Source organism: Labilibacter marinus, assembly GCF_001659685.2.
Classification (GTDB): Bacteria; Bacteroidota; Bacteroidia; order Bacteroidales; family Marinilabiliaceae; genus Saccharicrinis; species Saccharicrinis marinus.
Map to the genome: position 1 here is coordinate 86,874 of NZ_LXYE02000002.1, position 21,591 is coordinate 108,464.

A 21,591-nucleotide genomic window follows, 5' to 3' on the forward strand; every position below is an offset into this window, starting at 1 on the left:
AATAAAGTATAAACCAGTACCTAGTTACATCATGGTACCACTAAAGCGGTATACCTTTTTTCTTATCTTTAAACCCTCATTAAAATCAATTAATCAACAAAAAGTGTACTTCAATCAAGCCCTGAATAATAATAAACTACAACTGTAGAATAAGTATTAAATTGCGGCCTTTTAAAAGTGAATTATAACTTTTACAAAGTCGATAAACAAACAAATAACCTAATTAAATTACCCATGCAAAAAACCATTTATTTTCTTTTGATGATTGTTACAGTTGGACTGTATACCTCTTGTAAATCAAATAAGGAACTCACTTACCTTAGCGATATAGAAAACGAAGAATTACAAGAAGGCATACCTGCCCCTGCATCCATTTATAGGCTGAGAGAAAACGATAATTTATATGTGGATATTCAAACCATGAACCCTGAGATTAATGCTTTGTTTAACCCTGCCAAAGGAACGGGTTTCAATAGTGGTACTCAACAAAACTATGGTGATTTATCCAGTCAATACCTAAATGGTTTTCAGGTAAACTTACAAGGTGAAATTGAAATGCCCATTTTAGGCTCTGTAAAAGTCATTGGCAAAACTTTAGAAGAGGCGCGTGAAATGATGCAAGTGGAAGCAGATAAGTATATCAAAGATGCGACTATAAAATTAAAACTACTCAATTATAAGATTACGATAATGGGTGAGGTGAAAAGGCCAGGCGTGTATTATAATTATAATAGTTTTGTTACAGTGCTGGATGGTATTAGTATGGCTAGCGGCGAAACGGATTATAGCAGTATAGATGAAGTATTGGTGCTACGTCAAACTGAAAAGGGAACCAAGAGTTATCGTATTGATATGTCATCTGGTAAAAAGTTTTTACAGTCGGAGGCCTATTATTTACAGCCTAATGATGTGGTTTATGTTGAGCCAGATAACAGTAAAAAATTAAAGATTAATTTGCCTGTTTATACTTTGATTTTGTCATCGGTTTCTACCTTAATATTATTATTAAACTATATAGAATAGTTTTTAGTCAACACATACACAACAGGAAATAAACAAATTAGTGCATAAAAAATTGAATAGTTGCTATGCGAGATGTAAATGAAATAATGGAATATCTTCAGGAGGAAGAAAGTGTTGATATAAAGGCGTTTCTTTTTAAGATGTTAGCTAAATGGCGATGGTTTTTGCTTTTTGGAATAATAGGGTCTGGTATTGGAATGTACCTCAGTAAATCAACGTCTCCTACCTTTGAGGTGAATAGTACGGTTTTAGTCAATGAAGAATCTGCGAACATGGGTATGAGTGCTATGTTTGAAGATGTAGGTTTAGGGGGTAAGAGTAATATCGAGAATCATCTATTGATGTTACAGTCGTACACGCTTGTTCGCGAAGCATTAGGTAACTTGAGTTTAAATGTATCCTGGTATAAAAGAGGGTTGTTAATAGATAAGAGTTTATATAAAAACAGTCCTTATATTATTCAACAGGATGAAAGCAAGGTAAACCTGGAAGGTGTTAAAATAAATGTCATTCCTATATCTAATAAGTTGTGTACAATATCTGTTAAAGATAAAGTAAGTATTAAAGGCATCGTTACACATATTGAATTTGAAGAAATTATTGAATATGGGGTTCCGTATGAAAGTGATTTTTTCAACTTTACCATAATTAGTACAGAGGAGCCAGTAAAACTTGAAAATAAAGTAGAGGAGTTTTCTATCCAGAATTTATTGATTTCCAGAGTCAATGTAGATAGCTATTATTTTTGCTTTAATGATTTAGAAGGCATGGCCAAGTCTTACCAGAGAAATACTTCGGTTGCTTTGGCGAGTAAAAAAGCAGAAGGTATTAACTTAACTGTAAAAGATGTAAACCCTATTAGGGGGGTAGATTTCCTGAATGAACTGGTAAAAGTATATATGGATTATGGTTTAAGCCAGAAAAACCGTACTTCAGAAAATACGGTAAATTTTATTGATGCTCAATTAATACAATTGGTAGATTCATTGGATTTAGCGGGTAAAAACTTTACGGAATTTAGATCTAAAAATGGAATTGTTAATTTAAGTCAGGAAGCAGACCTGGTGGTTGAGAAGTTAGAGGAGTTAGAATCTCAGCGTGCGGCGGTAAACCAACGTGTGGATTACTATAGAAGCTTACAGAGTTATATGGGAAGTGCAGAGCGAGCCGATTTGATTGTAGCTCCTTCTGTAATGGGAATAACGGATGTAGCTTTAAACTCTCAGTTGGTGAGATTAACGGAATTATATAACAGAAAGTCAAACTGGTCCTTTGTAGCTAAGGAGAACAACCCTGGTATGTTAATGATTGATCAAGAGATTAATTCAACTTTACAATCATTGGAGGAAAACTTGAAAAACTTATTGATTAACTCAGAACAGGAGTTAAAATCATTTGATGTACGTATTTCAAGAATTAACATGGAATTGGCAGGACTTCCACAAACCGAGCAGGAATTAATTAATATCAAACGTAGTTTTGATTTGAATAATGAGTTATATACTTTTTTGTTGGAGAAAAGAGCAGAGGCAGCTATTACCACAGCATCTAATGTGCCAGATGCCTATGTGTTAGATCCAGCTCGATACGAGTCAGCTGTTCAAGTAGGGCCTAAAACCATGATTAACTTAATTATTGGATTAATAGGAGGATTGGCTATTCCATTTTTATTTATTGTGATTGGCGATTATTTTAATGAAACCATTCAATCTAAAGAAGAAATAGAAAAGAGCCTTAAGGTACCTTTCGTTGGGGAGGTAGCGCATAACAAATATAAAACTGAGTTACCAGTATATGAGTATCCCCGTTCGGGTATTGCCGAGAATTTTAGAGGCTTAAGAATCGGAATGCAGCATATCTATAAAGATTTCGATCATCGTGTGATCGCTGTTCACTCTATGTTTCCAGGAGAGGGTAAATCATTTAGTGCAGTGAATTTAGCGGCAAGTATTGCATCTGATCATAAAAAGGTTTTACTGATAGGATGTGATTTAAGAAAACCGCGTTTACACGATATCTTTAATGACAGAAATGATAAAGGACTGTCTAGCTACCTAGTGGGTGAGGATAACTTTGATGACATTATTATACAAACAGAATTTGAAAATCTGTGTTACGCAAGTTCTGGGCCAATTCCACCAAACCCATCAGCATTGATAGGCAATGGTAAAATGGAAGCTTTTATTGAAAAAGCGAAACAGTACTTTGATTTTGTTGTCATGGATAATGCTCCAGTTACCTTGGTGGCGGATGGTATTTTAGCTGGTAAACATGCGAATGTAAACTTGTTTATCTTACGTCAAGGTTATAGTAATCGTAACCAGATTAAATACATTAATAATATTGGTGCGGATCAACGAGTGAAAAATGTTGGTGTTGTATTTAATGATACTGTGTACACTGGATATGGTTATTCATCGTATGGTAATTACAACTACGGTTATGGTTATTACGAAGATGATGATAAAAAGAAAGGCTTAAAGAAAAGACTCTTTAATCCCTTTTCAAGAGCATAAAAGAATAATAGAAATTAAGAGAAGCCTTTGTTCATATATTGAGCAAGGGCTTTTTTATACATATAATCTACATATCGTTTGTATATTATCTTATGTTCTTTAAATTTGACTTTCTTATATCAAGATTCTTTGAAGTTTATACCGTTTATCCTTAATATGAACTGAAAAAGTAGCGACTTGATATACTAATAGAAAAGAACTACAACTATGAAACCAATTGCAGATTTACATTGTCATCCAACGATGCACCCATTTGCTTACAAGGAAGCCAATAAAAAACGAAAAAATAATATGTGGTGGGATAACCCACCGAAGAAGTGCCAACGAAAGAGTGGCTTTCCGGAATATTTCCAAACCAGTATACCTGCCTTAATTAGAGGTAATGTTCGCTTGGTACTAGCATCGTTGTATCCTTTGGAACAGGCCTGGCTTAATCCTAAGTTTTTAGGAACGGGAGTTGTTTCAGACATTATTGCTAAGCAAGTTGTCAGTCATCTTCCCGTGCGATATATCAATAAGGTGCAATCCTCTACTTTTAACTACTTTGAATATTTAAACAAGGAGTATCAGTTCCTTACGGAGGGAAGCAATAAGCCCCATCCTTATAAAGGAGATAAATGGAAGTATATTGTGGCTACAGATGCTTCAGATGTGGAGGAAGCTAAGGATGATGAGCATACCATAGTTTATGTGCCGACGATTGAAGGAAGCCATGCCTTGGTTTCAGGTAATGCCAAACAGTTGATTGATGATCCTGTTGTGCACCAAAGTACTTTAAATAATATTGCAGAAGTAAAAAAATGGGCTCATCCGCCGATGTATATTACTTTAGCGCATCATTTTTATAATGGTATGGTAGGTCAGGCACGAAGTATTCCAGATGGAGTAGCGTCAACAGTCTTGCATCAACAAGTAGGATTAAATCTTCCAGTTAACGAAAGAGGGGAGAAGGTTATTGATTGCCTTTTGGGAATTAATGAGTTTGAAGGGAATGGGAGGCGTATCCTCATTGATACAAAGCATATGAGCATTAGTGCCCGTATTTGGTACTATCAAAAGATATCAGAGTATAATAATGAGAAAAGTGATGCAGATAAAATTCCTATCATAGCGAGCCATATGGGTTATGGTAATCATAAGAGCATGTTAGATTCCATTGAGATACCCGATGAAGACAAGAATAAGTATGAGAAGTCTAAAGAATTTAATCCTTGGAGCATCAATTTATCGGACGAAGAGATTAAAATGATTTTTAAGTCTGGAGGAATTATAGGCGTTAACCTGGATCAACGCATCCTTTCTGGTGACGATGTAATTGATGAGTCTAAAGATTTTAAGCGATCGGATATTCGTAACAATAGAGCCAATGTGGTCAAGTTCTGGACAGAGCAGTTTGCTAAAAATGTTTTGGCAATAGTTCAGGCTGTGCATTCTAATGAGGATATTGAGGAGGCAGAAAAAGCCAGCGTTTGGGATTGTATTTCTTTAGGAACAGACTTTGATGGAATGATTAATCCAGTAGATGCTTTTATCGTTTCTGATGAGTTGCCAAAACTTCGAGAGGCCTTAGCGGATTACTTACCTACTGTGGATCTTTTTAATCAGTTGAGAGGTAGTTTAGGTGTTGAAGAAATTTTAGATAAACTGATGTATGATAATGTATACGATTTTGTGATTAAGCATTACCATTAGCCTAAAGTTGAAGCATAAAAAAAGCCACTGTTCAAATTGAGCAGTGGCTTTTGTATTTTAGTTTAAGGTTGAATTAACCTTGAGCAATCGCTAATACTTTAGTATCGGCCGCAACCGTATCACCAACCTCTACTGTAACTTCAGCAACAGTTCCAGCAAAGTCACATGTAATGCTATTTTCCATTTTCATGGCTTCTAAAATAACAACTACTTGTCCTTTAGATACAGCATCACCTACGTTTACTTGAATATCAAGAATTTTACCTGGCATTGGCACTGTAACCGCTTTAGTTGGTCCTGTAACAACAGGAGCAGCTTTACCATTACCGTTAGTAGGCTCTGCAGCTGGTGCAGCTAACTCACTTACGATATCCATAATAGCAGCATCAGCAGCAACAGTTTCACCTTCTTCAGCTAATAAGTTATTTACATAACCTGCAAAGCTAGAAGTAATACTGTTTTCCATCTTCATAGCTTCAAGTACAGCAACAGCTTGATTTTTTTCTACTTTATCACCTGGTTTTACAAGATATTGTAAAACTTTACCTGGCATTGGAGCAGTCACCTTTTTACCTGTGGCAGTTTTAGCAGCAGCTTTTGGTGCAGCAACAGTTGTCTCAGCTTTAGGAGCACTTGCTTGTTTTGCTTCCCACGCCGCTTTTTTAACACCTTTAAGGTATCCTTTAGCCACCATTGGGAATAACTCAATTAACAATACTTCCTCTTCGGTTTCTGCTAACTTAACACCTCCACAATCCTCTAATACAGGATTTGGTTGCATTTTATAAGTAGAAGTATCAAATTCTCTTTTATCTCTGTGACCGCAAATTTTCTCGCGGAACTCAGGTTTAATGTCAATTGGAGTTTCACCATATTCACCTTTTACAAGGCTGATGAATTGGTTAGATACGTTAGTGTACATAGCATCACCTTTTTTAAGGTCCATTGCACAGTTAACCGCTTGAGCACCTACAATCTGAGAAGTTGGAGTTACCAAAGGAGGTAAACCAGCATCCATACGAACCGTAGGAATTAACTTCATGGCATCTTCTAAGATATCCTCTGATTGAAGCGCTTTTAACTGAGCTACCATGTTAGTATACATCCCTCCAGGTATTTCAGCATCCTTAACCAAGTCGTTTGGTTTTGGGAAGTTAAAGTGATCTTCAATAGCGTGACAAGCTAATAATAAAGCATCGTCATCACCTGTTTTAACAGCAGCAATAGCTTTGTCAAATTCAGCATCGATAGCCGCATCAACAGTATCAGTTAATGGGTTGAATGGATTAGGAAAAATCTTAACACCATCAACGTCTGCTAACTCTGTTCTAATTTCTTTTAACTCTTGGTTGATTTTTGCAACAGCCTCCATGTTAACGTCCATTTCAATGCCTAATTTCTTAGTGAAAAGGTAAATTAATTCAATGGCTGGAGCAGCAGGACCACCTGCAAAATACCAGTTGTTTGTATCTACAATATCAACACCTGCCATTACAGCAGAAAGAACTGCAGCTAATCCATATCCTGGAGTACAGTGTGTATGGAAATCAACAGGAACAGATACGTTGCTCTTGAATTCTTTAACTAATTTATATACACGTGCTGGAGGAATAAGACCACTCATATCTTTGATGGTAATCATATCGGCTCCAAGACCTTCTAAAGTTTTCGCTTTATTAATGAAATACTCATCAGTAAATACAGGCTTTTGGCCTTCTTCTCTTTTTCCTAATAATCCGGCTAATCCTTTTTTCTTAGGAGGAGTTGGGTATTCAGGATCAATAGTATAACAAACAGCACAGTCAGCAATACCTCCATGTTGTTTTACATACTTAATGGTGGATTTAACGTTATTGATGTCGTTAAGAGCATCAAAGATACGCATGATACCTAGACCAGAACTGATAGCGTTCTTACAGAAACCATCAATAATTTCGTTGGTATATGGTGTATACCCAAAAAGGTTTCTACCTCTAGAAAGTGCAGTAAGTTTACTTACATCACCAACCGCTTTTTTTATGGTTTGAAGACGCGTCCAAGGATTTTCGTTTAAGTAACGCATTACCGAGTCAGGTACTGCACCACCCCATACTTCCATTGCATAAAAGTTCGCGTCCTTATAAAAAGGTAATACACGATCAATTTGCTCTTGTCGCATTCTTGTCGCAAATAACGACTGCTGACCATCTCTTAGCGTTAAGTCTCTAATCAATAACTTTTGTGACATGTTTTGGTTTGCTACGGTTATTACTTTATTATTTCGATACAAAAATATATAAATGTACCCGATAAAAATAGACTTAAATCATAGTTTCTGGGTATTATACAACATGAATTTTGATATAAAGAAATATTTCTTTAATATTACCATCCCATTGTATTTACTTGCCTCAGGGATGCTAAAAGGATGACTTTTATCTTGTTTTAAGTAGCATTCGTCACAAAATCACTTGTTGTTTATGTTTTAGAGCAGAGTTTTATTTTAAGCTACATTAGCTTTAATGAAATTTAACATTATTTCAAGCTGTTTTTTGCAAATTTCAGGTGTCTTGATAGGTCATTGAAGACATCATTTTTTACCTCAATTTTATCGATAGAAAGAAAGATAAAACAGGGCGGTTTATTTGATCATGTTTAAAAACTCTTCCTTAAAGCTATCTCCAATAGGAATCCACTGATCGTTAATAACAATACGGTTTTTTGTAATGGATTTGATATGTTGAATGGATACAATAAAGGATTTATGAACTCTTGCAAAACCATTCCCTTGTAGTGTGCTCATAATGCTTTTTAAGGAATTATGGGTGATGATGGGTTTGCTATTATTACTTAAGTGAATTTTTACATAATCCTTTAATCCTTCTATATATAGAATGTCTGCGAAGTTTATTTTTCGTTCTTTATAATCTACTTTTATAAAGAAATAATCTGGCTTTGCAGGTTTTGGTTTATGAGGTGTTTCTGAAGTTGTAACACTCGTTTTGTGTTTTATAGAATAATGATCTACAGCTTTATTAGTGGCTTTTAGAAAACGATCAAATGGAATGGGTTTCACTAAATAATCTATCGCATTTAGGTCAAAAGCCTCAATGGCATATTCAGAATAGGCCGTGGTGAAAATAAATAAAGGTTTAGTCTCTAGACTTTTAATAAAATCTAAACCAGAAACATTAGGCATATGGATATCTAAAAAGACTAAGTCTATCTTATTTTCGCGCAAGCTATCAAAGGCTTCAAATGCCGAAGAGCATTTTTGAATAAGATTTAAAAAAGGAATTTTTTTAATATAATCTTCAATTAAATCTTGTGCTAAAGGTTCGTCATCAACAACGATACAATTAATTACCATTTGAATATAAAATTAGTTTAACCATAAAGCTTTCATCATTTTCATTGATATTTAAATCGTATCTGTTTTTATATAAAAGCTCTAACCTTTTTTTGATGTTACTGAGACCAACGCCCGATTGCTTTGATATTTTTTCTTTTCTACTTCCTGTATTATTAATCACTAACAAGGTGATCTCTGTATCTTCAATAGATATTTCAATATCAATGGAGCAGTTATTGGCATAATCTATACCATGTTTAAAGGCGTTTTCAATAAAAGGCAGAAAGATAAGTGGCTCAATCATTTTGCTACCAATAACCCCTCGTACGTAATAATCAATATCTACACTTTTTGCTAAGCGAATTCTTTGCAGGTCAATAAAATTCTGCACGTAATTGATTTCATCCTCCAATCGAACCATTTTTTTGTCGGCCTCATAAATATTGTATCGCATAAGTTCTGATAGCTTCAGAATAGTTTGTGGAGCTTTATCTGACTTTAATTGTGTTAGAGAATATATATTATTTAAGGTGTTGAAGAAAAAGTGCGGATCAATTTGAGATTTTAAATAAGACAACTCCGCATTGAGTTTTTCTTTCTTGATTAAATTATTTTCCTTTTCGTTGTTTAACCACCTTCCAGTAGCCCTAATACTTGTACCAATAGCTACCAAGGCCAGTGAAACTACCAAAAATATGGCTAAACGATTATCGTAGGAATGGGTATTAACTGTTTTGGAGCTTACTATAAATAATGTGTTTCTTTTAAATAGACCCATGTAGCATTCAACAGGGTAATTGACTTCTAAATAACTCACAATCCACCAAGCTAAACCTAAAAGACTGATGATAGCTATTATATAAACTGCAAATCTTTTTCGGAAGAATAATAAAGGAACTAAGCCTGAATAATTAATATAAAAGATGCCCAATATAATAGAATCAACAATAGCCAACTGCTTATATGGTAGTGTAGCTATATTGAAGTTATATAAAAATAACAATGGACTGGCAAAAAGGAGAAGCCAGCACAATAGGTGTAATACGATAAGGTTTAAATTTATTTTTCTTTGCATATAATATTTATATGTGCGCTCTTACTTTGGTAAAAGTATATCATTTTGTACTTAGATAGCAATATTTTACTATGAACCCTGCTTTTTTATCTATCATCCCCTTAAAAATGTCGATAAACTAGAAAAATAGAAATTAGAGGAAGTTCGTATGCGGTTAAATTGTTAGTAAATAGGCAGTGAACATAGATTGCTTTTATCAGTATTTTTTTACTTTTGTTCGTTGGTGAAATAATTAAACGCATACATGCAGCACTTTGATGTAATTGTAGTATTTGTAGTACTAGTATTTATTCTTATATCCTTGTATAAGGATTTATTGGGAGCAGCTTTTACCTTTTTTGTAGCAGTAATGGTGTTAGGATTTTTTGGTGTGCTTACACCAAGCGAAATTCTGGCAGGTTTTGCTAATGAGCAGATTGCGGTAATAATGATGTTGTTGCTCTTGGGGGATGCTATTCGGCAAATATCTGTGATAGAGATATTTTTCAGTCGAATATTCCCTCGAACGAGTGGGTATCGAGGCTTTCTTTCGCGGATCATGTTTTGGATTGGAGGTTTTTCTGCCTTTCTGAATAATACTCCCTTAGTGGCTGTAATGATGCCCTATGTGCATAATTGGAGTAAACGAAATAATATTTCACCGTCCAAATTATTATTGCCATTATCGTATGCCGCTATTTTAGGTGGATGTGTTACTTTAATTGGAACATCTACCAATTTAATAGTAAATGGTATGGTCATCGATCAAACTATTTTTCCTGATATGGAGCCCTTACGCATGTTTGATTTCTTTTGGGTTGGTTTTCCTATGTTAATTATAGGTTTCTTATACTTGTTCTTTTTTGCCCATAAACTATTACCAGATAGAGGAGCTATTGGAACTGGAATTACTGGTTCCGAGCGCAAGTATTTGGTAGAGGCATTGGTTAGAAAGAGTTCCAAACTGGTTGGTAAAACTATAGACGAATCTGGGCTAAGTAATGAGAAAGGCTTATTCTTAGCAGAAGTGGTTCGGGGTAAATTTACCTTTCAAGTTTTCGATAAGGATTTTATACTTGAGGGAGGAGATTTGTTGCGTTTTGCTGGAGAGTCAGAAGATATAGCCAACTTATTATCTGATGACAGAGGTTTGACGTTGCCTTCGGTGGGTATGATGAGCAAGTTGAAAAGGGCAGATGTAGTTGAGATTGTTATTTCGCATAACTCATCATTGATTTCTAAATTAGTCAAGGATGTAAACTTTCGAGGTAAATACGATTCTGTACTATTAGCCATACACCGCAATGGTGAAAGGGTTCAGGGAAAGCTGGAAGAGGTGAAGTTGAAGGCTGGAGATGTTATTCTTTTGTTGGGAGGTGATGATTTTGTTTCTCGTTCGCAGGATAGCATGGATTTTTATCTTATTTCTAAGGTGAAAGAAGTTCGTAAACCTGAAAGATACAAAGTTTGGACATTGTTTGGAGGTACTTTGTTAGCCATATTTTTATCAGCCTTAAATATTATCCCATTATTTATGGGGTTGTTGGTAGTGTTGGTGGTAATTAATATACTAAAGGTAGTTGATGCGAAGGATTTGCCTAAAAATATTGATTATAACTTAGCCGTTATTATAGCGCTTTCATTGGCTTTAGGCACTGCGATGATTAAAACTGGTGTGGCAGATATGATCGCAGATTTCATGATTTCTATCTTTTATCCACTCGGAAATGTAGCGGTATTATCAGGTATATATATAATTACAACCATATTGGCTGCATATATTACGAATAAGGCTGCAGTGGCCATCGTATTTCCTATTTCCTTAACGGCCGCGCATAGTCTAGGACTGAATCCATTACCATTTGCTTTGGTAGTATCGTTTGCTGCAGCGGCTAATTTTTTAACCCCAATTGGGTACCAAACCAACTTAATGGTGTACGGACCTGGAGGTTATAATTTTAAAGATTTTTTTAAGATTGGGTGGCCTCTGACTATTATTTACATGGTAGTTACCGTAGTTATTTTAAGCTATATGTATCTGTAAAAAAAAATAAGCACCCTTAAGGTGCTTTATGACAATATAGAATTACTTAACGGCAATAGTTTCAATCTCTACCTTTACGCCTAAAGGAAGTTCTTTAACAGCGAATGCAGCTCTTGCTGGAGGATTTTCATTGTAATATTTTCCGTATACTTCATTCATAGCTTTAAAATCTGCCATATCCGAAAGTAAGCATGTTGATTTTACTACATGCTCAAAACCATAGCCTGCTTCTTTTAATATGGCTTCAATATTCTTCATTACTTGCTCTGTTTGTTCAGTAATGGTTTCTGTTTCCACTTTGCTAGTAGCAGGATTTATGGGTACTTGTCCCGAAATAAATAGCATACCATTAGCTTCAATCGCCTGACTATAGGGCCCAATGGCTGCAGGAGCCTCTTCTGTGTTAATTACTTTCTTATTCATTTGACTAATATTTGTTTTTATTTACTATATGGAACTCGCCAGTTTTGTCATTCTCTTGTAATCGATTTTTCTCTCATAGCTTGTTTCATTTTTCTATTTAAAAATAAGCAAAAAAAATCCGTTCCTGAATACAAGAACGGAGTATGGTGTTTTGTTTAACTATGTTTTAAAAACCTGCGTTGTCTCTTGCACTACTTCGTTTATCATACTTCAAGTCTTGTAGTATCGAAGAATTTACATTTAACGAGAAATAATAGGATTTATATCTACCCACAGGAACCAAGTTGAAACTCATACCCCAACAGTGTAAATCTCTTGAAATTCTTAGGTTGGTATGTGATATTTCTTTCCTGTCAAAGTTATAACCAGATGAGAATGAGAACTTCCATTTAGGAGTTAGTGAGAAGTCACCATTTAGGTTGATATCAGAGGTCACCTTCTTTTTAAAGGCCATCTTCTCTTTGTCAAAATCACCATTGACCATCCTAAAACTATAGTTTAAAGATAAGTTCCAAGGGAATTCAAATTTGGTGTATCCATCATCCAGCACAGTGGCCTTCTTTTGGCCTCTGGTATCGGCAAATTCATCTTCTACATTATCAATTCTGTCCAGGGGACTCTCATAGTCGTCTTCCTCTTCTTCTTCCTCCTCATTCGTTTCATCATCGCCTTCCCCTCGTCTTTTTTCCATCCACTTTTTAATTTTCTCAGAACCAATGGATATTCCAAAGTTAAGGTTAGCTGATTCTAAACGAGCTAATTGTCCTGTTGATTTGTAGTGAGAGGTATTGATTCGTATTGGAGCACCATTGTAAGTTGTATCAATTGCATAGGGGTCGAAAGTTGCTCCAAAGTTGATGTTGGTACCTAATATTTTGGTTCTACCACTCATGTTAATTCTAGACCACTTTAATGAGTCGGCCATGAAGTTGTGCGAGGTAGAAAAGTTAAGCCCTTCGATTAATTTTACTTTTTTAAAGCCCGTTGAATCTCGCTGACTCTTCACTTTCATTTCTAAGGTATTGGCCAAGGATAATCCCAAGGAACCTGATTTTCCTCTACCTGGAGTGCCATATAAAGACCCTTCGTACATTGAATAGTCATGACGTATAATGGAATCTTGTTGCGGGTCGTAGTATTCGAACCAATCGTAATAGCCAAACTTCTCATCACCAAAATCAGGGCGATATGATAAACTGGCCGATGGCGTCATTACATGTCTAATTTTATCTACTTTATCACCAAAAAGTTTTTTCCAAGGTGTATAAAAAGTGTAGAATTTGGTAGATGTACTAACTGAGTAGCTATAATCGTATACACGTTTAAAACCAGAAGTTGTATCCGCTACAACTATTTCTTCCAAATCTTCATCCCATTCCTTAGTTGTTGATTTAGTATACCACCTTTCCGTATAGTTAAATGACGGAGTAAGTGTAAAGTATTTCAACATCTTTAAGTTCAAAGAAACAGGAACGGAGTGCTTTACTCCATTTTGCCAATCCTGAGGAAAAGCCTTGTCGCCTAATTCGTATTCTTTAGTATTGATGTAGTTTTTTACATTACCAGTATACGATAAACTTAATTTTTCATACCATGATTCTTTACTCCCAACTTTGTTTTTTTGTTTAAAAGGGAACTTCCTATTCATAGTTAAGGTAAGATCTGGAGCAGTAAAACTAACCGTAGTATCTCTGGTGTTTTGCGATGCCAATAAGTTGGCAGAAAAGTTAAATCCTACTTTGTCAAATCTACGACTGTATGAAATACTTGACCTTTTAGTGTTGGTTGCAAGTTTGTTAGGATCAACAATACTCGATACGTTATTTTGGTCGTACGAACTACTTGAGTAATTTACACTGGCCGAAAAAGTTTGATACGGATTTGCTTTGGCATCCTGACGGTGCGACCACATAAGTGAAAAATCCTTAGTTTTTCGATAATCAGGCAAATCCTCTTCACTATATATATTAGTAATAAAGTTGGTACTTAAATTACCACTAAACGAATATCTCTTTTTATATTTTGATGCTCCACGAATACCCCAAGATTTATTGGCATAGATATCTCCAGTAACTGCCAAGTCAAAGTAATCGCTAGCTGCCCAATAGTATCCACCATCTCTTAAAAATAAACCCCTGGATTGCTCCTCTCCATAGGAGGGCATAATGATACCAGAACTATAACTCGAGGTGGTTGGCACAAAGCCAAATGGTATACCGATAGGATAAATAGGAATGTCTTCAATCACAAGATATGCAGGACCTGTAATCGTTTTTTTACCAGGTATCACCTTCGCCTTGGTCATGTTTAAGTAAAAGTGGGGATGCTCGTGGTTATCACAAGTACTATAATGTCCGTCTTTTATGGAAAAAGAGTCATCAGGCGATTTTTTTGCTAGACTACTCACCACATAACCTTCACCTTGTTCGGTAACAACATGCTCAATAAGTGCTTTTTCACTTTTAAAGTTGTACTTAATGGTTTTCATTTCGTACGAACCTTTATTATCGGTAAAAACGGGTAAGCCAGTAACTACGCCAGCTGTGTCTTGAATACCATAAGCATAGGTTAAACTACTATCTAAATCCAATTCAATACATGCAGCAGTAAGGGTAATGTCTAAATATTTAACTTCAGCTTCACCATATAAAAACACTCTTCTCGATTCACCCTTTTCAGGATTTCCATTACTTAAAATAATTGAATCCTTAGCGGTGTATTGCACTTCTGCATCAATACCTAAACCAGCCGACTTTTGCGGAATGCTATCATTTATTGATGAGAGAGAATCTGCTTCTAAAGCCAAGTTTGGAATAGAATCAGTAATAGGATTATTGTCGTTGACCTCATTGATTGGTTTAAGTTCATTGTTTTGAGCGAATAGATTTAGCCCAAACAAACATAAAACCAATAATATTGGCATTCGAATTAGGTAAGGTTTACGACCTTGGTATATTTTATGTAGAGAAACAATCAATGAAATAGTTGTTATATGATTCAATTTGCCACAAAAATAAATAAAAATTGATGACACCATGGGTTTATTTAATAAAATCGGTCGTGGTATATGTAATGTTTGTTGTAGTGTTAAAATATTCGTGTGTCCAAAAGCAAAAATGATACCATATGTTTGTCATAATTTACTTAAATGCTAATTTTATTGAAGTGTTGGAATGATATTTTCTTAATTAAAGCTATTTTTGGTTTCTGAATACTATAGATGATAGTCTATAGCATATAAATAAGAACAAAAGAATGAGGATATTATATATAATATGGGTTGTATTATTGGTAGGAAGTACTGTTGTTAGCGCGCAGTCTACAGGTAAGCTGAAGAAAGTGGTGATTGATGCAGGGCATGGAGGTAAAGACCCCGGTGCACATGGAAAGTATGCCAAAGAAAAAGATATTGTGTTGGCCGTAGCGTTAAAACTGGGTAATTATATTAATAAATATTTACCTGAGGTTGAGGTAGTTTATACGCGTAAAACAGATGTTTTTATTCCCTTAAATAAAAGAGCAGAAATCGCAAATAAGGCAGATGCTAATTTATTTATATCTATCCATGCTAACTGGATAAGTAATTCAAGGATAACAGGAACGGAAACTTTTGCTTTGGGTTTACACAGAACGGATGATAACTTGGAAGTGGCGAAGAAAGAAAATGCCGTAATTAAGTTAGAGGATGATTATAGTGTTACCTATGAGAACTTCGATCCTAATTCTGCAGAATCGTATATCATTTTTGAGTTGTATCAAAATATCTATTTAGATCAAAGTTTAGAAGTAGCTAGTAAAATTCAGAATCAGTTCTCTAAAAGAGTGGGAAGAAGGGATAGGGGAGTAAAACAAGCTGGTTTTTTGGTTTTACGAGAAACGGCTATGCCTGGTGTATTGGTTGAACTTGGTTTTTTAAGTAATGCGGCTGAAGAAAAATATTTAAGTTCTAATGAAGGGCAAGCTTTGTTGGCTTCAGGTATATTTAGAGCTTTTAGAGATTATAAAATAAAATTTGATGCTAAAAATAGCATGGATGTGGCAGATGTAAATGCAGCAAGAGAGGCTGCTAAAACGGATATCGTTTATCGCATTCAAGTGGCATCGAGTAAAAGAAAAATAAAGGAAGGAACTTCTGTATATAAAAAGTTTACCGATGTATTTGAATACCGAGATGGTAAATCTTATAAATATGCGGTAGAAGGTTCAGGCAGTTATAAAGAGGTTAGTGAAAGTCTACCTTCTGTTAAAAGGAAAGTAAAAGATTGTTTTGTGATTGCTTTTGAAGATGGAGTAAGAATTCCGTTAAAAGAGGCAAGAGAAAAAACAAAGGAATAACTCAAGGGGTAAAAAACAACTATTTTCCGATGTGGGGGCATCGGTATTGTTTTAGGACAGGTTGCTGTCATTTATTTTTGTTACCATGAGAAATTTCATTCCAGTAGTAGATAATAATTCGAGTGTGCCAAAATTTATGCAATTGGTACATTCGTTTGAAGATGCGGTTAGAAGTAATAAATTGCATATTGGTGATTTATTGCCTTCGGTAAATGAGTTGTGCAAGGAGTGCGGACTTTCTCGTGATACGGTATTTAAAGCTTACAGTGAGCTGAAACTGCGAAAGCTGATAGAATCAGTTCCTAACAAGGGTTATTATGTTGCCAGTAATACACAGGATGTATTTCTTTTTTTAGATACTTTTAAGGCATACAAAGAGGTGTTGTATGGCGCCTTCCGCGAAGCATTACCTTCGAGTTATAACGTGGATGTTCATTTTCATCACTATAATCCGCGGGTTTTTGCAGATACCATTGCCAATGCTGCTGGTAAGTACAGTCATTATATTATCATGAACTTTGATCATAAAAAGGTAAAAGAGGCTGTTTCCAAAATTGACCCATCTAAATTGTTGTGTATTGATTGGGTGGTGAACATCCCTTCTAAGTCATCTTATCTAGGGCAAGATTTTGGAAAGCCGGTATACGATAATTTGGCTCAAATAAGGCAACAACTTAAAAAGTATTCAAAACTGGTTTTTATTTATCCAGAGTTTACTAATCATCCTAAAGAATCGATAAAAAGCTTTGAACAGTTTTGTATAGATAATTCCATCGATTATGGGGTTGTTTATAAGGTAAATGAAGTGACTGTGAATAAAGGAGAGCTTTATATTACGGTCAGTGATCGAATTTTAGCAGATTTACTTGATATGGCACATAATCAGGGCTTAACGGTGGGGGAAGAAATTGGAATTATCTCTTATAACGAAACACCAACAAAAAAATATATTAAGGATGGTATAACGGTTATTTCAACCGATTTTAATAAAATAGGTATTCAAATGGCCGATTTTATATTAAAAGAAGTTGAAATACGAGAGTATGTACCTACAGAAATAATCATCAGAAACTCCATCTAATAGAGTGTTAATTATTATAAAATTAATAGGATAAATTTGACTTTGTTTAGAATTAGTAATTAATTTGACTTTTCAAACAACAAAATCGGTTATTGCTGGTTTTAGTGATTGGCGATACGTCAAATTCGAATTATTTATTTTATACAACTTAATCCTGTTTTTCGTCGGGGTGAGGAAGTATGCTTAAACCTAAAACAATCTAAAAGGATGGAACAGATCACACAACTTTTTAATGACTCAAAAGATGTTATTATTGCTTATGGCGGACAACTTGTATTGGCCATATTAACATTAATCATTGGTTTTTGGGTAATCGGCAAGATTACAAAAGCCATGAAAAAAATTTTTAAAAATAAACATGTTGATGAAACTCTACAGCCATTTTTAATTGGCATGTTAAGTTATTTATTGAAGATACTTTTGGTAATCAGTGTTATGACGATGGTCGGAATTCAAATGACATCGTTTATTGCTATTCTTGGTGCTGCTGGTTTAGCCGTAGGTATGGCTCTTTCTGGGACTTTGCAAAATTTTGCTGGTGGCGTAATGTTGTTAATATTAAAGCCATTTAAAAAAGGAGATTTTATTGAGGCACAGGGTTATATGGGTATTGTTGATGAAATTCAAATCTTCGTAACCAAATTAAAAACATTAGATAATCGTAATATTTATATTCCTAATGGAGGTCTTTCTACGGGTAGTTTAATTAACTTTTCTCAAGAAGAAACGCGTAGAGTAGATTTTTCTTTTGGAATAGGTTATGGAGATGATATTGATAAGGCAAAAAGTGTTATTGCGCAAGTTATTGAGGCTTCTGGTAAGGCGTTAAAAGATCCTGAACCTTTTATTGCAGTAGGTGAATTAGCGGATAGCTCGGTTAATATTACTACAAGGGTTTGGGTTAAAGCGCCTGATTATTGGGATCTATTTTTTTATATGAATGAGAATGTGAAGAAAGAGTTCGATAAACAAGGAATTTCTATTCCATTCCCTCAAAGAGATGTTCATTTAATTAAGGAATAACAAGAAACTTATATACTAGAACGAACTGTTTTACCTTGTCGTAAAATGGTTCGTTTCTTTTTTAGATGGGATTACTACCATCATTTAAATTTAAAACTAAACTAGAAAAATGACAAGATTAGCATTAGTGGCATTTTTATGCTTATGCACGTTAGCCGTTGGGGCACAGGAGCAACAAGCTGACTCGATTAAAAATTGGAAAGCTGGAGGTACAAGCTCTCTAAATTTCTCTCAGGTATCTCTGACCAATTGGGCTGGTGGAGGAAATAACTCCTTAGCAGGTACCTTATTGTTTAAAGGATTTTTGAATCATAAAAAAAATAAGTTTGCTTGGGATAATGCCCTGGATTTTAGTTACGGTTTAACTAAACAAGGAGACTATAAGGTTGCTAAGTCGGAAGATAAATTGTATATGTCTTCTAAATTAGGGTACGAAGCAGGAAAACATTGGTATTACTCAGCTTTGTTAGATTTTAAAACACAATTTGCAGAAGGTTATAAAGATCCTTTGGTGCAAGAACAGATGATCTCTGAGTTTTTAGCTCCAGGTTATGTTCAGTTTTCATTTGGTATGGATTACAAACCATCTGATAATTTCTCTTTGTATTTATCTCCTATAACGTCAAAGTTAACGATTGTAAACAATGATTCTTTAGCTAATATTGGAGCATTTGGTGTTGAGCCAGGAGAGAACTTAAGACAAGAGTATGGAGCCTCGGTAAAATTACTTGCGAAGAAAAAGGATATCATTAAAAATGTAAATGCTTATACGCGTTTAGATCTTTTTTCGAGTTATACTGATAATCCAGAAAATATTGATGTGGATTGGGAGTTTGGTTTTGAAATGAAAGTAAATAAATACTTAAGTGCAGTATTTACCATGAACATGGTTTACGATGATGATATTAGTTATGTGGATGAAGATGGAAATAGCAAAGGTCCTCAAGTTCAGATAAAACAATTATTTGGTGCAGGGTTGACTTACTCATTTTAGACATCACTTGAATAGAAACAAAAAAGCCATCCAAAATTAATTCTGGATGGCTTTTTGTTATACATACATGGGTTTAAATAACCTCTAAATACATCAATCTTTGAGCCACTAACTTATCGTTGAGTGTATGCTCTGGAATTTTGTTTTTATCAATGTTAAACTTGTATTTGTGAAGGCAATCTTTCATTAATACAATTGAGTTTAAAATCAATAGGGCCTCGTTACTATCTTTGGAAGTATACAACGCGTTGGTCATAACCTTAGCCGGGTCTGAGACTTGTGTCATTCCAAGAAACTCTGCTGCTCTTACCTGATTTATTAAGGCTTCATCCGTGTTAGAAATTGAAACAATCTGATCTTTTAAAACAGCGGCTTCTTTTTCGAAACTGGTACAAACAATAAGTGCCCAATATCTTTTAATCCAATCATCCGAAACTAAAGCTTTTTCAAGTACAGGTTTAGCTTCTTCAAAACTTACTAAAGATAAATTGGCTAAATCAAGATATTCATTGATTTTAGCTTTGTTCTTTTGTCCAAATGCAACAGGATTATCAAATGCATTTTTAATCAAATAAAACTCTGGGTATAAACATAAGTCAGGCATTGATTTCATTTTATCAATCAATAACTGGCGCATCTCTTTAAGTTTGCCTGTATGCTGTTTATCATCCATTAAGTTGTTAGTTTCAAATGGATCGGCTTCTACATCGTACAATGCTTCCGCTTGTTTTGTATTAAAAAACTGATCTTGAATTTCGTTCAATTTTTTATCCTCATGCATCTGTGCCCATTCTTTATACGCTAATTGCTTGTAGCGATAGTTATTCATCAAACCATCAAAATTAAAAGGCTGAAAGTGTCTGATGTATTTATACTTTCCTTTTCTAATGGCTCTAACCATATCGTATTTCTCGTCAAAGCGATCGGCATAGCTAAAGGTTTCATCACGCGACTCAACTTCTTCGTGCGTAATATCTTTACCTAGAAATGGTTTTCCATCAATACCTTCTGGGATATTAATGCCAGCTAAGTTTAATACAGTTGCTCCAAGATCAGTAAAGTTTACAAAACCGTCGCTTCTGCTTCCTGCTTTCTGACTGATTAAGTGTTGGTATTTCTCTGGCACATAAACAACCAAAGGTACGTGCAATCCAGTTTCTAAAATATATCCTTTACTTCCTGGTAAAACACCACCGTGATCACCGTAATAGAAGATAAAAGTACTCTCCATTAAACTATCTTTCTTAAGTTCGTTTACAATAGCACCTACTTCTTTATCCATTTGCATGATCTTGTCATGATACCATGCATTGGTGAATTTTAATAGTTTTGTATTTGGATGATTTGGTTGCACAAAACAATCATCAGGATTGGTAATAGTCTTCTTTGTTTTAAAATCTTCCTCCGAAAAGTGTAATCTACTTTCGTGTGTTGTAACTATATTCTGAATATAGAAAAATGGTTGTCCTGGTTTTCTGTTTCTCCAATGGGCTTTTTTGCTAGAATCGTCCCATACGGTATCCGATTTTACCAAGTTGTAGTCCTCTTTGTTGTTGTTTCCGGTATAATAACCTGCGGCTTTTAAATAAGCAGGATACATCTCAATACCTGTAGGCATAGGTACGGTTTGAATTTTTCGATGATAGTGTGAGCCTACTCTTGGTCCATAGCATCCTGCAATTAAAGTAGATCGTGCAGCGCTACATACAGCAGCATTTGAAAAAGCATGGTTAAACACAATTCCTTGATTAGCTAAAGCCTCAATGTTTGGAGTTGGAGCCCCATGTTCATCATATAAATCCATGTAATGAATCGAGTTATCTTCCGATGTAATCCATACAATGTTGGGCTGTTCTGGTTTTTGCTCTTCGCTAGTACAGGCAAAAAAGCTCAGTGTAATAGCGCATAATAGCATTGACTTAATAAAGTTCATTTCCATTATCTATTTAAAAGTTTATATAAATATATTTTGAAGGTAGTTCTGAAGTGGAAAGTTAGCTAAATAATCAAGGCTATTGAATCATAAAATAAACAAAAACAGGGGGTGAAAACGATTTTTGATGTACTTGCTAGTG

Annotated in this window: 14 protein-coding genes; 8 read left to right on the forward strand and 6 right to left on the reverse strand. The window is 34.9% G+C overall.

Annotated features, from left to right (window positions below):
• Positions 1-234 precede the first annotated feature (234 nt).
• The 3 genes from A8L32_RS01890 to A8L32_RS01900 all read left to right on the forward strand — a co-directional run bounded on the left by A8L32_RS01890 (position 235) and on the right by A8L32_RS01900 (position 5,231).
• Positions 235-1,023 (forward strand): polysaccharide biosynthesis/export family protein, encoded by a 789-nt coding sequence (locus A8L32_RS01890; RefSeq protein WP_066627316.1) that lies wholly within the window; start codon positions 235-237, stop codon positions 1,021-1,023.
• Between the two features lie 65 nt (positions 1,024-1,088).
• Positions 1,089-3,539, forward strand: a complete 2,451-nt coding sequence (locus tag A8L32_RS01895) for a GumC family protein (protein WP_066627113.1) — start codon at positions 1,089-1,091, stop codon at positions 3,537-3,539.
• Positions 3,540-3,746: 207 nt separating this feature from the next.
• Positions 3,747-5,231: a membrane dipeptidase gene (locus tag A8L32_RS01900; protein ID WP_075589961.1), complete on the forward strand. Its 1,485-nt coding sequence runs from the start codon at positions 3,747-3,749 to the stop codon at positions 5,229-5,231.
• A 73-nt stretch (positions 5,232-5,304) separates the two neighbouring features.
• On the opposite strand, the gene A8L32_RS01910 is transcribed toward A8L32_RS01900, so the two are convergent.
• From A8L32_RS01910 to A8L32_RS01920, 3 genes are all read right to left on the reverse strand, one after another.
• Positions 5,305-7,458 carry a biotin/lipoyl-containing protein gene (locus tag A8L32_RS01910; protein WP_083631140.1) on the reverse strand — a complete coding sequence of 718 codons (2,154 nt, stop codon included), beginning with the start codon at positions 7,456-7,458 and terminating at the stop codon, positions 5,305-5,307.
• Positions 7,459-7,851: 393 nt separating this feature from the next.
• Positions 7,852-8,580, reverse strand: coding sequence for a LytR/AlgR family response regulator transcription factor (locus A8L32_RS01915; protein WP_066627120.1), 729 nt, complete (start codon positions 8,578-8,580; stop codon positions 7,852-7,854).
• A complete protein-coding gene (locus tag A8L32_RS01920; protein WP_066627128.1) occupies positions 8,570-9,637 on the reverse strand; it encodes a sensor histidine kinase in 1,068 nt (355 codons plus the stop codon). Before A8L32_RS01920 ends, A8L32_RS01915 begins: the two co-directional genes overlap by 11 nt.
• A gap of 244 nt (positions 9,638-9,881) precedes the next feature.
• Between A8L32_RS01920 and A8L32_RS01925 the strand changes: the two genes are divergently transcribed.
• Positions 9,882-11,660: an SLC13 family permease gene (locus tag A8L32_RS01925; protein WP_066627130.1), complete on the forward strand. Its 1,779-nt coding sequence runs from the start codon at positions 9,882-9,884 to the stop codon at positions 11,658-11,660.
• Between the two features lie 42 nt (positions 11,661-11,702).
• Here A8L32_RS01925 and A8L32_RS01930 read toward each other — a convergent pair whose 3' ends face one another.
• Positions 11,703-12,083: a RidA family protein gene (locus tag A8L32_RS01930; RefSeq protein ID WP_066627133.1), complete on the reverse strand. Its 381-nt coding sequence runs from the start codon at positions 12,081-12,083 to the stop codon at positions 11,703-11,705.
• Positions 12,084-12,249: 166 nt separating this feature from the next.
• The gene (locus tag A8L32_RS01935) at positions 12,250-15,006 is read right to left on the reverse strand and encodes a putative LPS assembly protein LptD (RefSeq protein WP_066627319.1); all 2,757 of its coding nucleotides are present in this window, start codon (positions 15,004-15,006) and stop codon (positions 12,250-12,252) included.
• 332 nt (positions 15,007-15,338) lie between these two features.
• Here A8L32_RS01935 and A8L32_RS01940 point away from each other — a divergent pair, with 332 nt between their 5' ends.
• The 4 genes from A8L32_RS01940 to A8L32_RS01955 all read left to right on the forward strand — a co-directional run bounded on the left by A8L32_RS01940 (position 15,339) and on the right by A8L32_RS01955 (position 19,516).
• Positions 15,339-16,418 carry an N-acetylmuramoyl-L-alanine amidase family protein gene (locus A8L32_RS01940; protein ID WP_066627136.1) on the forward strand — a complete coding sequence of 360 codons (1,080 nt, stop codon included), beginning with the start codon at positions 15,339-15,341 and terminating at the stop codon, positions 16,416-16,418.
• Between the two features lie 85 nt (positions 16,419-16,503).
• Complete coding sequence (locus tag A8L32_RS01945) at positions 16,504-17,499, forward strand: GntR family transcriptional regulator (protein ID WP_066627139.1); 996 nt, start codon at positions 16,504-16,506, stop codon at positions 17,497-17,499.
• Positions 17,500-17,706: 207 nt separating this feature from the next.
• Entirely contained in the window at positions 17,707-18,522 is an 816-nt protein-coding gene (locus A8L32_RS01950; RefSeq protein WP_066627140.1) for a mechanosensitive ion channel family protein, read from the forward strand.
• Positions 18,523-18,631: 109 nt separating this feature from the next.
• Positions 18,632-19,516: a DUF3078 domain-containing protein gene (locus A8L32_RS01955; RefSeq protein ID WP_066627142.1), complete on the forward strand. Its 885-nt coding sequence runs from the start codon at positions 18,632-18,634 to the stop codon at positions 19,514-19,516.
• Between the two features lie 73 nt (positions 19,517-19,589).
• Here the strand turns inward: A8L32_RS01955 and A8L32_RS01960 are convergent, their stop codons facing one another.
• Positions 19,590-21,449, reverse strand: coding sequence for a sulfatase family protein (locus A8L32_RS01960; protein WP_083631145.1), 1,860 nt, complete (start codon positions 21,447-21,449; stop codon positions 19,590-19,592).
• Between the last annotated feature and the right edge of the window lie 142 nt (positions 21,450-21,591).

Bases quoted from the DNA above. Each gene is read 5' to 3' on its own strand.
- A8L32_RS01890 (WP_066627316.1), top strand. From the start codon at position 235: ATGCAAAAAACCATTTATTTTCTTTTGATGATTGTTACAGTTGGACTG.
- A8L32_RS01895 (WP_066627113.1), top strand. From the start codon at position 1,089: ATGCGAGATGTAAATGAAATAATGGAATATCTTCAGGAGGAAGAAAGT.
- A8L32_RS01900 (WP_075589961.1), top strand. From the start codon at position 3,747: ATGAAACCAATTGCAGATTTACATTGTCATCCAACGATGCACCCATTT.
- A8L32_RS01910 (WP_083631140.1), bottom strand. From the start codon at position 7,458: ATGTCACAAAAGTTATTGATTAGAGACTTAACGCTAAGAGATGGTCAG.
- A8L32_RS01915 (WP_066627120.1), bottom strand. From the start codon at position 8,580: ATGGTAATTAATTGTATCGTTGTTGATGACGAACCTTTAGCACAAGAT.
- A8L32_RS01920 (WP_066627128.1), bottom strand. From the start codon at position 9,637: ATGCAAAGAAAAATAAATTTAAACCTTATCGTATTACACCTATTGTGC.
- A8L32_RS01925 (WP_066627130.1), top strand. From the start codon at position 9,882: ATGCAGCACTTTGATGTAATTGTAGTATTTGTAGTACTAGTATTTATT.
- A8L32_RS01930 (WP_066627133.1), bottom strand. From the start codon at position 12,083: ATGAATAAGAAAGTAATTAACACAGAAGAGGCTCCTGCAGCCATTGGG.
- A8L32_RS01935 (WP_066627319.1), bottom strand. From the start codon at position 15,006: ATGCCAATATTATTGGTTTTATGTTTGTTTGGGCTAAATCTATTCGCT.
- A8L32_RS01940 (WP_066627136.1), top strand. From the start codon at position 15,339: ATGAGGATATTATATATAATATGGGTTGTATTATTGGTAGGAAGTACT.
- A8L32_RS01945 (WP_066627139.1), top strand. From the start codon at position 16,504: ATGAGAAATTTCATTCCAGTAGTAGATAATAATTCGAGTGTGCCAAAA.
- A8L32_RS01950 (WP_066627140.1), top strand. From the start codon at position 17,707: ATGGAACAGATCACACAACTTTTTAATGACTCAAAAGATGTTATTATT.
- A8L32_RS01955 (WP_066627142.1), top strand. From the start codon at position 18,632: ATGACAAGATTAGCATTAGTGGCATTTTTATGCTTATGCACGTTAGCC.
- A8L32_RS01960 (WP_083631145.1), bottom strand. From the start codon at position 21,449: ATGAACTTTATTAAGTCAATGCTATTATGCGCTATTACACTGAGCTTT.